The organism is Sediminitomix flava (assembly GCF_003149185.1).
Taxonomy (GTDB): domain Bacteria; phylum Bacteroidota; class Bacteroidia; order Cytophagales; family Flammeovirgaceae; genus Sediminitomix; species Sediminitomix flava.
On sequence record NZ_QGDO01000001.1, the window covers coordinates 1,775,004 to 1,792,187 of the forward strand.

Genomic DNA, 17,184 nt, shown 5'->3' on the forward strand with positions numbered 1-17,184 from the left:
TTTAATTGATTAACATTTTACAAAAAAGTAAAAAGTCGATGCCATTATTATGACATCGACTTTTAAAATTATTTCACGATCTCTACTCAAACTATTTTAACGCACAACTCTATAAGTAATACTTTCATTCCCGAACATCAGCTCTAAAAAATAGAATCCTTTTGATACCCCATCAAAATTGATAGTACCAGTAAATTTTTGATGTTGTTTTTTACTACTACCTGTTTTTAAAGCAACTCCATTCACATTATAAAGCTCCCATTTTAAAATACCTAGATAACTATGTTCAAACTCCAATACCAGAGTATTACCACTAACAGGATTAGGGTATAAATTTAAATACTTATGATTCCTATGAGTATTTAAAGATGTAATAGCTACATTGTAGATATCTGATAAAAATCTAGTTTCTTTATTTTTCACTAAAACTTGATAATTACCAGTCCCAAAATCTGTAGTAGACACACGATTAGATGTTGCTCCTTCCAATACAATCCCATTTTTTATCCATTGATATGAAGGTGCTTGAGTTATCACATAGATCATATTTGAGGATAGTGCTTCAATTATTGGAAAATCTAAAGTTGGCTCAAGTATATTAACATATTTAGACAAAGATTTCTCACCTCCTTCACCTTCAGCTTTTAGAGTTACAAGAACCTCTCCTGTTTCTTGAAATACATACTCTTCATCACTCAACTCTGTAACTGATGAAACAACTTCTTCACCAATAGTCCAAGTATACAATTCAGCTGCTCCTTCAGATAAGTTTATCAAACTTGACAAAGATCCTTTAGTAGAGTAAAGCACCTCAAAATCTACAAACAATGCTTCATCACAGTTATCATAATTTAACCAACCAGTTGTTTCACCTTCTAAAGTAGAAGAACCCTGAAGATTTATTGTCGATATACCTGAAAGTTTTACATCTTTCACATCTATATTATCAAAACAGCGCTTCTCCTTCTTATTTAATAAGAATTCTCCAGGAAAATCGGAATCCTTCCCGATAAAACCAACTCGACTTTCTTCAGAAGCTACTAAATTCAACTCATCAGCTTTAACAAAAGCAGAACTCTCAAAAGTGATTGTCGAATTTGTAATACTTAAAAATGAGCTCTCAATATTGCCATTTACCGTACACTCTGAATTATTAATAATTAGTGAATCAAGTTTAATTTGACCATTAACAAACAACTCACCTTCTTCAACCTTTACCTTTTCTACATTCTCAGCATTTCCATTCCATGAAAGTTGTAAATTACCAACACCAAAATTGAAATGAGTTCCTGTAAATTCATTAAGCATCTCCCCTTCTTCTATTGAAACTTGAGATAGATTCTCCAGAGTAAGATTTGGAATAGAAATACCTCCTTCTTCCTGTATTAATAGTGTCTCTACAAGTAAGGAATCTCCTGCAATCCTAACAAACCCTTTCTCAACAGCAAGTCCATCAATTTTATGTAAGCCAGATACTTCCCATTCTTTATCTCCAGAAAACTGAATATCAACACCTACTAAGTCTGCGCTTTCAAAAGAGACTGTATTTATAAAGGTATCTCCTTCTAAGAAATTAACTTGTCCATTTTCTACTCTAGAGTTAGCAGAAAGATTTAATACACCAAAAACATTTAAGCTATTCCCATTTAGATCTAATATCAATGAATCGTTTTCTGATTCAACAGATAAAGAATAAACTTCAATATCTTGATCTAAAGACCAGTTTATTTTACTACTTAGAGATGTATTATCAATTACAACAATATCATCTTTAGTAGGAAAAGTTTCATTTGTATCACTGTCTTCAAGTTCCCAATTTGCTGGATCAAAGAAGTTAGAATCACTTTCACCTCTCCATAAAAACTTTTTACGCTCGGCTGTAGAAAATGTACTTGAGGATATAATTAAAGAAAAGTCCTGCTTCCCATTAACCAACTCTTCTTTATGAGTAACTTTGAGTTTATATATTCCCTCTAATGGAGTATAGATTTCAATTTTCTCGATATTATCTCTAAAATTATCTCCAGTAGTTGCTCCAAGTGATGGCCTTGAAGGATCTAATACCCAAGGATAATGAATTGTACCATCAGGCCCCTCTAAACGTATATCAAGATCATTTACTAGCATCAAGTCAATTGGATCTACAGCTGCTGTGACAGGACTACCTGCTACATCTGTCCAAGATAATGTTACAACTAATGGGGATTTACCATCTGATTCTATTTCAAACTCTTTTTGATCAAATAATGAATCTTCAAGAATTAAATGATTATTATTATCCTCTACATTTATGACATAAGCAGCTTGGTCTGCACTCAATAACCCCCAACCAAATGAGTAATCAGGACCATCAAACCCTCCTGCTTCCTTGGCTGTGTGAATAACCAAACCTTTCAATGTAGAGGCTTTCATAAATCTGTCATTTTTTTTCTGATACAGTTCTTGTAAAAGAGCTAAAGCTCCAGTAGCTGTAGGAGCTGACATTGAGGTTCCTGAAATTGATGCATAAGCATCCTCTGAGTTTGAAAAACCCGATAATAAATCTACACCATTTGCTACAATATCCGGTTTAATTCTTCCATCATCCGCAGGTCCCCAACTACTAAAAGAACTCATACTTACACTTGATGGGCCATTATAATTTAATACATCATTTACGGCTCCAACAGTCAATATATTTTTACTAACACCTTGGTGTCCTATACAATCATAAGGCCCATCGATACGAACAGTAACCTCAGGATCTTGGTCCGAACTTCTAGGACCGTCTCCTCGATCATTCCCTGCTGATTTCACGATTAAGTAATATGGTGCATCATAAGCTATTCTATCAATATTTGCAGATGCATTACTGTAGAAACCAAATAAATAATCTTCTTCAGTGCTAATATTTGTATTTCCATACCACACACCATCATCCCATCCTAAAATTGTACCATATGAGTGGTTTGAAAGTAACATACCCTCAGCGGCCTCATTTGCCATTTCTGATAAATCATTTGCAGCGGTGTAAAATACTGACTCACCATCATATGCCATTCCTTTGGCTGCCTCATTAATTCCTCGACCAATAATCGTAGTCGTAACATGCGTTGAATGATTATCCATTCCAATATTCGATGGCCCATCCTTTTTCTCTACTTTCCCTCTTAATTCTTGATGAGTAGTAAGTAAGTCACCGACTTCCCAAACTCCAATATGAATTCCTTTACCCGATAATGGATAACCTAACTCACCTCCTTTTTGGATCTTGTCTATTCCACTCGATATGGCAGCTTGTTTATTATGCGATTTTAGATAAAGTAATCTTCCTCCTGAATCTACACCATACAATATTGCTTTTTGTCCAGAAGTAAGTTCTACAACTTCTGTGGCCTCAGAGTTAGATACTCTTTCTAATGCTCTCTGATAGTTTTGCTCAAATTGTTCATTTAATTCTAAAGATAATTCTTTTAGGGCTTTCTGATTTTTAGGTAAAGTATCTTGAGCATATATATTTGAACCTAACAGAAGCAGTATAAAAAAAGGTAAATTTCTCAACATGTTTCTATTGTATTATTGTGTTGTAAAAAAAGGCTGCCTTAATAAGGCAGCCTCTTCTATATCAAAAATTAAGATCCATTATCTGTCTATGGTAGTGATCTCCCATACTCCAAAGTAACCAAGACCTGGTACATATGGACTTAATGCATAGTCAACAGCAATGTTACCTTCAAGATCAACAGATACAACGATATCTCCAGTAGGCTGGAACTCGCCATTATATCCATACAAAAGTACATCTCCATATTGGCTACTTACAAACAACAACTGACCAAGAGAAATTGTCATTTCTCTCTTTTTCATATCCACAGTTGCCTCAATACTTGAACCAAAGTCCAAAATATTGTTGATCATTACTTTATCAGTATCTGTCTCATGAGCAGAAATACTAACAGCATGATTAGTTTGTGGTAACTCAGCATCTGTAATGTCAATAGCTGTAGCAGTATAATCACCATACAAGTAATCTAAGCTTGGGATTGGAGGGATGTCATTATCTTTCAAAGAGAATACAACACTTCCATCACGTCCTGAAGCCAATGCAACCTGTACATCTGAGGCATCTACAGAAGCGATTTCAACCTCAACTTGTTGATCAACCAAATAATCTGTGTCATTATCCAATGGCGTTATAGTAAACGTTGCACTATACTCTCCAGCTTTAATGACTACTTCTTTTGTATCTAAAGCAAACTGAAGATCTTCTACCGCATTTGTAGCATCAGAAAAACCCAAAGTTACTTTAGTATCAGTTGATCTGGCAAAAGCCATGATTACAGTAATTGTGGTACTTTCACCACCTTCCTCTAAAGATATTAGAGATGTCCCCCCTAAATCTAAGGAAACAAAATTATCTCCTTCGTAGACTAAAGGATCTTCTTCACACGAAGTGAATCCTAACAATACGAAAAGGCTCAATATGTAATATATATTCTTTTTCATCTTTCTGCTTATTTGATTTTACTGAACATAGCCAGGATTTTGTACCATATTATCATTAGCAAATAGCTCCGATTGAGGAATTGGCAAAACAAATCTATGATCACCAGCGGCTAATTGAGTAGGTGTTGTGCCAGGCAATGTAACATCTGTTCTAATAATCGCCTCTCCTGTTCTTCTTAAATCGTAGAAACGGTGCCCTTCGTAAGCTAACTCTAAGCGACGTTGTAAAGCGATTTCATCAAGTATGCTTCTACCAGTATCTTCACCTGCATAGCCAGTAATACGAGCAGTTAATAACTCTTTTACATCATCCCAAGCTTCAGATGTTGAATTTGATTTTGCATAAGCTTCAGCTCTGATCAATAACATTTCAGATGCTCTAAAAACCTTAACGTCGGCAAGGAAAGGTAAAGCTGTTGTCCCTCTGAATTTACCAATAATACTAGACTGAACAGGGTCAGTAGCATCATTCATAATCACAGTATTATATCTCACGTCTTGAGTTTTATCTAAAAAGATATTAGCATCATATGCATTGATTAAATCAAAAGTAGGATAAAACTGAACATCATTTGATCCTGCATCTTGAAACAATCCACCTACACGTGTACCATCAGTGGAAACGATATCATATTTAAATATAACCTCAGAGTCATCCTCTAGGTCAGTCCACATATCATCATAAGCCTGTCCTGAAGCGATAGATACTTCATTCAATGCAGCACTAGAATATTGGATTGCAGCTGCATAATCTTCCTTATAAAGGCTGATTCTCGCACGTAAAGCATCAATTGCAACTCTATTAAATCTAGACTTCTCATTAGATAATGCCACTGCATCCATTAACTTCGCTGACTCATCTAAATCTAAAGATAATAGCTCATAAACTTCACTAACTGTATTCCTTACAGGCATAGAAATTATAGATTCTCGCATATATGGAACAGCTAATGCATCATTATCTGTATAGCTTTCTGAAAAAGACTGAAATAAAGAGAAATGTGCAAATGCCCTTAAGCCATACGCTTCTGCTTCATAAAGGCTCAACTCCTCTGCTTCTGCAGATTCTGCATCAAGATTAACTTTTACACTTTCAATTCCTGCTAGAACTAAGTTTATTCTGTTAATAGCTACATAGTAAGCAGACCATGCTCCTAAATCTTCACTCGTATATGTCCAGTTATAAGTAACTACACCAACATTTCTACCCTGAGGAGACATTTTCGCATTATCTGCTACATAAGCATTCAAACTAGTCTGTGTAGTTTTAGGCAATGCCGAATAAACCCCAAGAAGTCCAAGGTTAACGTCTTCTACACTTTGATATGCTTTACCATAATCGATAAAGTCTGTAGGGGCTAGCTCTAACTGATCATCGCATGAAAACGAAGATAGAGCCAAACCTGCTGCTAAAGCGATTTTATATATAAATTTCATTATTATATAGGTCAAATTATAATTAGAATGAAAGATCTATACCAGCTGTAAATGTTCTTGGCATAGGATACTGGAACTGTGCAATATTATTTCCAATTTCAGGATCAAACCCTGTAAATTGAGTCCATGTATATAAGTTTTGTGCTTGCACATGAACTTTAGCTCCAGCAATTTTAACTTTATCTAATAAAGTTTTTGGTAGGTTATATGACAACATTACATTTCTTAGTCTCAAGAAATCTCCTTTTTCAAGATCTCTTGAAGTAAATTGTCTGTTATAGCCTGCTAAAGGAATGTCTGTCACATCTCCAGGTTGTTGCCACATATTCAACATTCCAACAGATTGGTTATACGCCGTACCCGGGTTTTCCAAGAAGAAGCTTTGGTTGTTAAACAGTGTATGACCTAACTGATAAGAGAAGAACACACTTAATTCAAGACCTTTATAACTAAATGTATTAGTTATACCACCAGTAATTGGAGGTAAATAAGTTCCAAAGTCTGCTCTAGCATTTGCATTTGAGAACTCAGTTGTCACATTACCATCAGCATCAGTGTATAATGGTTGACCATTTGCTGGGTTTACTCCTGCCCACCCTACAACGAAGTGAGAACCAAAAGGAAGACCTTCTTTAATAAGATAAGTACCTGATTCATACTGATCTACTTGACCTAAATCTAAAATTTCATTTTTGTTATATGAGAAATTAAGTGAAGTTGACCATCTAAAGTCCTCAATTTCTAAATTATCAGTATTTAACTGTAACTCAATACCTCTGTTTCTCATACTACCTGCGTTCATTTGTAACGATGTAAAACCAGAAGTTGCAGATAATTGTACAGGAATAAATAGATCTGTAGTTACATCATTGTACACTTCTACAGTACCACTGATTCTGTCATTAAATAAACCAAAGTCTATACCTAAATTAAATTTATTAGAAACTTCCCATTTCAGGTCAGGGTTTGCTATCGTAGAAGGTTCTATACCTCCTTGACCTATATATGAAGAATTTGCTCCAAATAGACCAAATGATTCATATGGACCAATAGCTAAATTTGATGCATCTTGGTTACCAACAGTACCATAACTCATTTTAAGTCTAAGCAAACTTACAACTGAAGAATTAGATAAGAAGTCTTCATCTGAGACGTTCCAAGAACCACCTACAGACCAGAAGTTGGCCCATCTATTATTTGCACCAAATTTAGAAGACCCATCTCTTCTGAATGTAGATGAGAAATTATATTTTCCATTATAAGAATAATTCAAAAACCCAAAATATGACATTAGTGAATTGTATCTTTGGAAACCACTAACTTCTGGAGGGTTTGCACTATTTGCATCAGGAATAGCGGCTGGTGTATCAGGTAACTTTGCATTCAATCCATAACCGACCCAATTAAAGCCTTGATAAGCTTGTTTAATAAACTCTGTACCAACAGTTACAGATACATCGTGTACTTCGTTAAATGTTCTAGAATAATCAAGAGTATTCACAAAGTTATAAAGAAGATTCGTTCTGTTACGGTAATCATAAGAACCTCCTTCTGCACTTAAAGCAGGAGCTAAAGGACTTGTGATATACTTGTAAACACTTTCTCTATAATCTAGTCCTACTCTAGTTTTTGCCTTCAAACCGTCTAGTGGTTCAGCTTCAGCATAGAAAGAACCAACAACCTTCTTTTCTTCCTTATTTTCAGTATAATTGTCAATAATCTCAATTGGGTTACGTCCTGTAAATGCACCATAAGCATAATCACCAGTAACCTCACTTCTAACTGGCACATAAGGTTTATTCATTGCGGCCAATACAAACGGGTTCCAAGTACTTAGTCCCTCAGAAGCAATAAAATTACTCTTTGAATAACCTAAGTTTGTAGAAATACCAGTTCTAAAATATTGGCTTACTTCATTATCTACATTGAAACGTAAAGTTCCTCTTTCAAGACCTGATCCAATTGCGATACCCTCTTGTGAGAAATAATTACCAGATACATAATAACGTGTTTGTTCATTACCTCCTGAGATATTCAATTCATGAGACTCCATTGGAGCAGTTTGTGTCACAATATCTCTCCAGTTAGTATTAACACCTTTTAATGCAGTTAAAATTTCATCTGCAGTACGAGGGTTGCTTGCTATATTTCCAGCTAGTTGACGAATCCCACCATACGCTGAATTATTAGGGTCCCAAATTTCTTCTTCAGTTGGTCTTCCAGGGTTATTTGGAGATAGAGTCCAACCTGGACCATTCTGAATCATTTCTTCATATGAAAGAGCCTCATCTGTATCCATTAACTCTACACCCCACTCGCTTGCTTGAGAAGCTCCCATCAAATATCTATAAGTAACTTTAGGTTTACCTGTAGTACCTTTTTTAGTTGTAATTACAATTACACCATTTGATCCACGAGAACCATATTGAGCAGTAGCTTGAGCATCCTTCAAAGTATTTACACTCTCAAAATCATTAGCATTTAAGGTCGCAAACTGATCTGCTTCTATCGGCACACCGTCCAAAATGATAAGAGGATCATTACCTCCACCTAAAGAACCTACCCCTCTAATAAGGATGGTAGCAGATGCACCTGGTTGTCCAGATCCCGCATTAACATACAATCCAGGAGTTTGACCTTGAAGCACTTGATCAAATGAAGCAATAGGAACTTGCTCAATAGAAGCAGCTGAAACAGTAGAAACAGAACCTGTTAATTTCTTTCTATCAATTGTAGAATAACCGGTCACTACCACTTCTTCTAATTGCTTAGCATCTTCTTCCAAGGTAAAGTTAAATATAGACTGATTCCCAATAGAAACCTCTTGAGTTTTGTAACCAATCAAGCTCACAACTAAATCCGTTGCTTCTGTTGGTACAGTCATCAAAAATTTCCCTTCAAAATCAGCTACAGCCCCTAGTGAAAGCCCTTTTACTTTCACTACAGCTCCAGGTAAAGGCTCACCTGAAGCATCCTTTACTGAACCAGAGACACTTCTTTCTTGAGCAATAGAAAGAACACTCAGACTCAGTAAGGTCATGAGTAATAGAATAGTTTTTCTCATTAGTAAAAAATCAAATAATTGAATTGAATAATTAGCTAAAAGCTAATAAGATGGTTTTTAGTTCGTAATAAATCTCATAGATATATCAGCTTATACTATATGAAATTCATTAATAATTTTGTTTATAGTTATTAGAGTTTATAAAACTCTATGTTCATCAATATGTAATAGTCAAAAATTGAAATTGGTATATATTCAAAACAATATTAAAGAGTTTATTGGAATTCTTCAAAAAAAAATTAAACTTTTTTCACATTACGAGATTCTAAAAACTCAATCTTAGTGCAAATAATAATTTGCATGTACGTAGATAAGCAGTACAGAACATATATTCATATTTATTATTATACCTCGTTAACAATAAAGAAACATTGAGCCCTCTTTTTTGTTTTCACATTTTTTAAAAAATAAATTAAAAGATGAATTATTTTTGTTTGTAGAATTTTTAGCATAGATTAGTTAGTTTTATCAAAACTAAATAACCGACAGGCTACACATTTCATCTTAATCTGAGGTACTTTCAGATACTCAGAAAAACCTTGATTTTTTTGTTATAAAACCATTTCTTGAAGCATTTTTCGAAGGTTCAGCACATATCCTAAATGAATCCCTTCATGGATATTATTAAAAGCAATAGCATCTTCTATACTATCAATTGTATTTCCAAATGAAGTTCTGTAAGACTGGAATTCTACTCCTTCCCATTTTCCGTTCTCATAATCTTTTAAAAGTTGAGAAGATGTTTCGATTAGCAATTCTCGCAGTTCTTTAAATTCATCGATTGTAGCTTCTTCAGAAGGGGCTGTTCCTTTCTTAAACTTCAGCACCATTTCTTTTTCCACATTCAACTCCATTGCAGACAAACCATAGCACAGTAACTGTTGTGTGACTATGATATGCCCAATATTCCAAATAATATTATTCCGAAAAGGCGAAGGAATAGTGTTAAGCTCTTTAAGACTTAATTGGTCGGCATTGGCTAAAATATTTTTTCGCCCTTGTGCTAATAGTTTCAATTCAGTTGACATCATCATGGTTATGAGTTGGATTTTAATTTCAATTTAGTGTATGAAATACAATTTAAAAAAGAATTGAAAAATTCCACATTTCAGAACACAAGTAACCTATGATGGCTTTTCGAGAGCTAGTCTATGAAGACTCAGGTCGGGACAAATATTTTCGTTTAAAAAAGGGCATAAAAAAAAGTCGTTTGAAATGATATTCAAACGACTTTGAAGGGCGATTGATGGGATTCGAACCCACGACCAATGGCACCACAAACCACTACTCTAACCAACTGAGCTACAATCGCCGTGTTGCATTAAGATTTTAATAGGGCGAATGAGGGGATTCGAACCCCCGGCCAACGGAACCACAACCCGCTACTCTAACCAACTGAGCTACAATCGCCGTGTTTTTTACCTTAATGCGGTGCAAAAGTAGGCACTTTTTTACAACCCACAAAGCTTTCCGTGAAAAATATACACAAACAAATGTTAATAACATTCTTTTTCACTGATTTTCAGATAGATTATTTTACTGCTTTTTTTTCTTTTTAAATCCACATTCAAAGTAAAAAAGAAAAGCCTCATTCTTTCCATCAAAGAACGAGGCCATATAATTAATTTTCTTCCTCAGAATTTCCTAACCAAAGTTGATTATAATCATATTTTTCATGATTAGGGAAGATTTCATAATATCGATTTGAGACAAGTTTAAATATTTCTCTACGCAATTCATCAATATTATCCTTCTTAATTGCAGAGATAAATACAGTATCTTCTCCCTTACCGATATAAGTCTGCTTCCATTCCTCAATAGTTGCAGGAGGATGATCTTCAAAAGGAGGATATTCTTTATCTTGGTATGAATCAATTTTATTAAATACTAAAAGCGTTGGTTTATCCGCTGCTCCTATTTCTCTCAAAGTTTCATTGACCACTTGGATATGTTCTTCAAATGATTCGTGAGAAATATCTACGACATGAAGAAGAATGTCAGCTTCGACAATCTCATCTAGGGTAGACTTGAAACTTTCTACCAAAGTTGTTGGCAGTTTTCGAATAAATCCAACTGTATCTGTAAGCAAGAATGGAATATTATTCAATACCATCTTACGAACTGTAGAATCTACCGTCGCGAAGAGCTTATTCTCAGCAAAAACATCGGTTTTTCCGATCAATCGCATCAAGGTTGACTTACCTACGTTGGTATACCCTACAAGAGCCGCTCGTACCATTCTATCACGCCCTTTTCTTCTGACATGACTTTGCTTATCTAACTTTTCAAGCTTTTTCTTAAGCAAAGAAATTTTATCACGAATGATCCTCTTATCTGTTTCAAGTTCTGTTTCCCCAGGACCTTTCATACCAATACCACCTCGTTGCCTTGAGTGGTGAGACCAAAGATTGGTCAACCTTGGTAACATATACTGATACTGCGCAAGCTCTACTTGCAATTTGGATTGAGCTGTTTGCGCTCTTTTTGAGAAGATTTGTAGAATTAACAAACTTCTATCGACTATCATAACGTCTTGTATCTCTCTGTCAAGATTTTTAGACTGTACAGTTGAGATATCATCATCAAAAATCACAACATCAATATCATGGTGTTTGATATATGCTACAATTTCTTCCAACTTTCCTTTTCCAACAAAAGTCTTTTTATCTGGACGCTCTAAACGCTGGATAAAAGTCTTCTCAGTCTGAATCCCTAAAGTTTCTGCAAGAAACTCTAACTCATCCAGATATTCTTGCACTTTATGAAGTGACTGTTGCTTGTCTGCTACTGAAACTAATACCGCTTTAGGTATTTTCTTCTCACTTGTATATTGAAATTCTTTTTTCAAATTTTCTCCGTTGAGTCTTTCTGTGAATAATAATACTCGTTCTGAGAATTATAGAGTGCAAAAATACACATTTTTTATTTACCACATTGTATTTCAGCTCTCCGACTTACAGAATGTAAACTAGTCTACAGTATTCTGTTTACGACTTCATGCCACTACTTACATACCTAAAGACATCTGAAAGTTGAAGTAAAATGGCTGATATCTTATTTTATAACAATTTCGACTACACTTCATTTCATTTATAGATTGAAAGTAAGCTCTATTAAAGGATAGATTCAAACTCAATCATACATACTCTCATTCCCTTCTTTTTTCTTAGGCTACTTTATTTTCAGAGTTTTAGGAGACTCAAGAGTAATGATAATAAATGAAACCTAAAGATATCATCCCTAGAAAACGCCTACTCCTCGCCTTACTATTATTGTTAGGTAGTTTCTTTATGAGCTTCCAAATAAATCAGATTACGTCAATTTTAGACAAAATCTACACGATGGGAGGGTGGAATAGCATTGGTAGACCAGACTATTTATTAGAGAGAAATTTCATTGAGGAAGAAATAAGAGAACAAGTTGTAGAACTTATTGGAGACTCAATAGCAAATGGAGGAAATGACTTTCTAGCAAGACATAGGTCTAACATTCTGATCTCAGAAGACGATTGTGAATTGATCTGTACATTCGTTACGACTGATGCTGGTTGGGCTAACGTACTTGGATATTACACTTATCATAAAGATAGCGTACCCGAAACTCCGGAAGATATCGATAGTCTTCATATCATTTATCCACATATCCAAAGACCTCATTCATTAGACGCAGGAGATCGAGTAAGCCTTGGTACATTTCCTAAGGATATAGTTGTGGGTTTCTTTCTCATTGCAAATGGTTGGGACAGCGGAAACATAACTGAAGGTTATCACACGGTCTACTCAAATCATCTTCTAAACACAGTGGCTTCAGAAGAAAATATGCAACATATGCTTATGTTCTGGAATCAATTGGAAAATGAAAATAATATGATTCTCTGCATCGAGGACAACAATGGAATAAGACCTGGTGGAGATCAAGATTTCAACGATTGTATTTTCTATGTCACTCCAAGTCCAAAATCAAATGCAGTAATCACCCCTGCCTTCGATAATGACCCTCCTGTGGCTTTAGACGACAATGCGACTACAAACTACGACTTCCCTGTCACCATTGATGTCATGGCAAATGACTCTGATCCGAATGGGGATGCTTTGCTACCAAGCAGTGTCTATATTATCAATCCTCCAAATGTTGGAGGAGCCCTTGCTATCGTAGACGACAACGGAAACATCACTTACAACCCTGTTGAAGGGTATGTGGGCCCCGATAGCTTTACTTATGCCATTTGCGATAACACCAGTCAACCCAAATGTGATACAGCCACTGTTTTCATTACCATTGAAGAAGGGAATATAGCACCAAGCGCTCAAGATGATTACTATACCATTGAGATTGGACAAAGTCTTACACAAAATGTATTAGAAAATGATTCAGATGAAGACAATTCATTCGACTTCAATAGTCTTCAAATCATAAACCCTCCTTCTGTAGAAGGCGCAATAACCGTAGTTTCCGATAGTGGCATAATATCATACATACCTCCTTCAGATTTTATAGGTCTAGATACCCTCAGCTATGAAATCTGTGACACTGGAAATCCTACAAAATGTACAGAGGCCACCGTTTACATCGATGTCATCCCGACAAATGAACCTCCTGTTTCAGAACCAGACAGTGCAGAAACAACCAATGAATTAGTAGTAAGCAAAAATGTATTAGAAAACGATTCTGACCCTGACGGACAACTGCACTTACCTAGCTTTGAAATTATAACTCATCCAAGTATTGCTGGTGCTTTCGTTTTCATTACAGACAGCACAATCACCTATACACCTCAGAGTACATTTGTAGGTAGAGATTCTGTACAATATCAGATCTGTGACAATGCCCAAAATGAATTATGTACAACGAACTGGCTTTACATTGATATATTAGAAGGAAACCAACCTCCAATTGCTAATAATGACACAACAGAAGTTATAGCAGGTAACTCCGTATCTATCCCAATCCTAACCAATGATATTGACACCGATGGAGAGTTTGCTTTAAATAGTCTACAAATCATTTCTGGACCTGTGATTGGCGGAGCTGAAGTAAGTATTTCCGACGATGGAACTTTAGTCTATACCTCACCTGCAAACTATACTGGCCCCGATGTTCTGTTATACGAAGTTTGTGACAATGGACTTCCTCAAAAGTGTGATATAGCTACTGTCATTATAAATATCATTGAACCTAATCAAGCACCAATAGCCACTTTAGATACAGTTTCTATTGTTGAAAATACAGAAGCTAGAATTCCTGTAGCAGCAAATGACCTTGACCCTAATGATGATTTAGATGAAGAAAATGTAGATATCATCGTCCCTCCGACTTCAGGGGGAAATGCTGAGATAGATAGTTCGGGAGTATTGGTTTATACCCCTCCCACAGATTTTGTAGGAACAGATACCATAGTTTATCAGATATGTGACCTAGGTGTTCCTCCACTTTGCGACACAGACTCTGTTTTCATTTCTGTTTTACCAACACCGAGTCCTCCTAATGAACCTCCTGTGGCTATCCGTGACGATGTAGAAACCGATGCAAATACACCAATAAACATCAAAGTTATAAAGAATGATGTAGACCCCGATAATAACATCGACTCTACATCAATTGAAATCATAACGCCATCTCCAATTTCAGGAACCGTTGTGGTAATTAACGATGATGGAAGTATCGATTACACCCCTGCCCCAAATTTTGTTGGTATTGATGTTTTAATCTATCAAGTCTGTGACGAAGAAGGGCTTTGTGATACAGGAATTGTATATGTCTCAATTGGCGGAGATCAAGATAATGAACCTCCATTAGCGCTTAGAGATGATGTAATGGGAAAGGTGGATAGTACACTCATCATTCCTGTTTACAAAAATGATATTGACCCTGAAGGTGAACTCGATACAATCTCTGTCGAAATTGTATCAACATCCAATCTTGAAGGAGCAATAGTTGAGCTTGATTCAACTGGAAATATCATTTATACACCTCCTACAGGCTATGTAGGTAACGATGTAGTTATCTACAAAATCTGCGACAAAGCTATTCCAAGATTATGTGATAGTGGTGTTTTATACATTACCATTGAAGAAGAAGATGAAGTTATCCCTGTTAATAATCCTCCTATCACCACCAATGATAATATCAGCATTTACCAAGGCGATACAATCTGTGTTGATGTACTCGTAAACGACATTGATATAGATTTAAACCTAGATTCTACTTCATTGTCAATTGCAGATGGACCTTTAGGAAGTGGCGCTACTGCTTACATCAATGATGAATATAAAATTATCTATAAACCCGATTCAACTTTCACAGGGCAAGACATCATCATTTATAGTATTTGCGATAGTGGTGACCCTAAACTTTGTGACAGTGGAATCCTTACCATTCAAGTTCTTCCTGACACGACTACACAAGTTATAGACAACATACTCCCTGTAGTACAAAATGACACTGTTTACACCACTGTCAACTCTAGCATATTCGCCAATGTGCTAAATAATGATTATGATGACGATGATGGGATTAATAAGAATAGTATCACAATCATCGAATCAACTACACTGACGGGCGCATCAGCTATAGTTGCAGGTTTCGCAATTCAATACAACCCTTCTCCAGATTATATTGGAACGGATCAAATCGTTTACAGAGTATGTGATAAAGCTGAACTAGCCAACTGTGGAACAGCTATCTTAACCATCATCATTGAAGATGAAAACCAACCTCCTGTAGCTGAAGTTGATCAAGCATCCACAAAACAAAATGTAGCAATTACTATAAATCTTACTGAAAATGACGTAGACCCCGATGGAGAAATTGACAATACAAGTCTAAGAATCATAGAGGGACCATTGGTTGGAGGTGCATTTGCTAGAATTTTGGAAAATGGAGAAATAGAGTACACCCCAGAAGCGGACTACTATGGCTATGACACACTGACTTATAGGGTATGTGACAATCACAGAACCAAAGCCTGTACCACAAGTCAAGTGATCATTGAGATTCTTGACCCTAAAAGTTTACCACCAGACATTCCAAATGTCTTCACTCCAAATCAAGACGGCTACAACGATACCTTCTCTATTGACAATCTTGAAGGGCATTACCTCAATGAAATGGTCATTTTCAACCGTTGGGGACAGGAAATATATCGAAAAGGAAACTATAACAATGACTGGGATGGCTACAATCAATTAGGTAACCCATTACCGGGCGGTACCTACTATTACATTTTCAAATCATTTACTACTGGCACCCAATACTCTGGCTATGTTGTTATCAAAAGATAAATCACTTTTACTCTTATTTCTACTACTTCCTATTTTAGGTTTTGCTCAGCAAGACCCTATGTACACGCAGTACATTTACAATAGGATGTCTATAAACCCTGCCTATGTAGGAAGTAAAGGGGGACTCAGTGCTATGGCTTTGCACAGAAGTCAATGGCAAGGTGTGGAAGGTGCTCCTTCTACTCAAAACATTTCACTTCACTCCCCCATCCTAGACAATGAAATAGGTTTAGGACTGAGTGCGGTTAGAGATCAGATAGGAATAAGTAGCCAAACACAATTAGCTTTTATGGCATGTTACCGAATCATCGGACATAACAAAGCACTTAGTTTTGGACTTTCGGGAATAGCCAGCAACTATCAGCATGACCTTTCCCAGCTGAATCCTCAAAATCCGCAAGACCCATTATTGCAAGGAACCGCTACCGAATCATATTGGCAGCCCAATGTAGGTATCGGGATTTACTATTACACGCATAATTATTTTGCAGGATTCTCGATTCCTAAACTTCTTCAACACAAATCTACAAGTACAGACACAGAACTAGGCTCTGAAACGGTCAGACATTACTTCTTAAATGGTGGAGTAAAATTCAACCTCTCAGATCAAGTCAAAATAGTACCATCTATACTATTCAAATTTGTAGAATCTGCACCACTACAAGCTGACATTAGTTCATTAGTTGTTTTGCAAGATCTTATTTGGCTAGGAGGAACATTCAGAACGCAAGATGGCTTGGCTTTGATGGCTCAAATTCATTTACCGCAAGGTTTTTACTTCGGCTATGGCTATGACTTCCCCCTTACAGAGCTAAACACTGTCACTACAGGTTCACATGAGATTGTCATTGGTATTGACATCAATGACAACAACAAAACAAAAAGAATTCTTAGTCCTAGATATTTCTAGGCTACCTA

At 36.0% G+C, this 17,184-nt stretch carries 8 protein-coding genes and 2 tRNA genes; 2 read left to right on the plus strand and 8 right to left on the minus strand.

The genetic code is table 11. The features are described 5' to 3' along the window. Positions 1-96: 96 nt before the first annotated feature. From BC781_RS07010 to hflX, 8 genes are all read right to left on the minus strand, one after another. Positions 97-3,543 (minus strand): S8 family serine peptidase, encoded by a 3,447-nt coding sequence (locus BC781_RS07010; protein WP_109616482.1) that lies wholly within the window; start codon positions 3,541-3,543, stop codon positions 97-99. 78 nt (positions 3,544-3,621) lie between these two features. Continuing rightward, a complete protein-coding gene (locus BC781_RS07015; protein WP_109616483.1) occupies positions 3,622-4,485 on the minus strand; it encodes a hypothetical protein in 864 nt (287 codons plus the stop codon). Between the two features lie 18 nt (positions 4,486-4,503). Further along, positions 4,504-5,922, minus strand: a complete 1,419-nt coding sequence (locus BC781_RS07020; RefSeq protein ID WP_109616484.1) for a RagB/SusD family nutrient uptake outer membrane protein — start codon at positions 5,920-5,922, stop codon at positions 4,504-4,506. Positions 5,923-5,944: 22 nt separating this feature from the next. Beyond that, positions 5,945-8,986 (minus strand): SusC/RagA family TonB-linked outer membrane protein, encoded by a 3,042-nt coding sequence (locus BC781_RS07025; protein ID WP_109616485.1) that lies wholly within the window; start codon positions 8,984-8,986, stop codon positions 5,945-5,947. Positions 8,987-9,537: 551 nt separating this feature from the next. Further along, entirely contained in the window at positions 9,538-10,020 is a 483-nt protein-coding gene (locus BC781_RS07030; RefSeq protein ID WP_211323674.1) for a DinB family protein, read from the minus strand. 204 nt (positions 10,021-10,224) lie between these two features. Then, positions 10,225-10,298: transfer RNA gene (locus BC781_RS07035), tRNA-His, on the minus strand. 24 nt (positions 10,299-10,322) lie between these two features. Next, positions 10,323-10,396, minus strand: a tRNA-His gene (locus BC781_RS07040). A gap of 211 nt (positions 10,397-10,607) precedes the next feature. Further along, positions 10,608-11,834, minus strand: a complete 1,227-nt coding sequence (gene hflX / locus BC781_RS07045) for a GTPase HflX (RefSeq protein ID WP_109616487.1) — start codon at positions 11,832-11,834, stop codon at positions 10,608-10,610. Between the two features lie 370 nt (positions 11,835-12,204). Between hflX and BC781_RS07050 the strand changes: the two genes are divergently transcribed. Both BC781_RS07050 and BC781_RS07055 read left to right on the plus strand, forming a co-directional pair. Further along, on the plus strand, positions 12,205-16,266 hold the full coding sequence (locus BC781_RS07050; RefSeq protein ID WP_109616488.1) for an Ig-like domain-containing protein: 4,062 nt from the start codon (positions 12,205-12,207) through the stop codon (positions 16,264-16,266). Next, positions 16,247-17,176, plus strand: a complete 930-nt coding sequence (locus BC781_RS07055; protein WP_109616489.1) for a PorP/SprF family type IX secretion system membrane protein — start codon at positions 16,247-16,249, stop codon at positions 17,174-17,176. Before BC781_RS07050 ends, BC781_RS07055 begins: the two co-directional genes overlap by 20 nt. Positions 17,177-17,184: the final 8 nt, after the last annotated feature.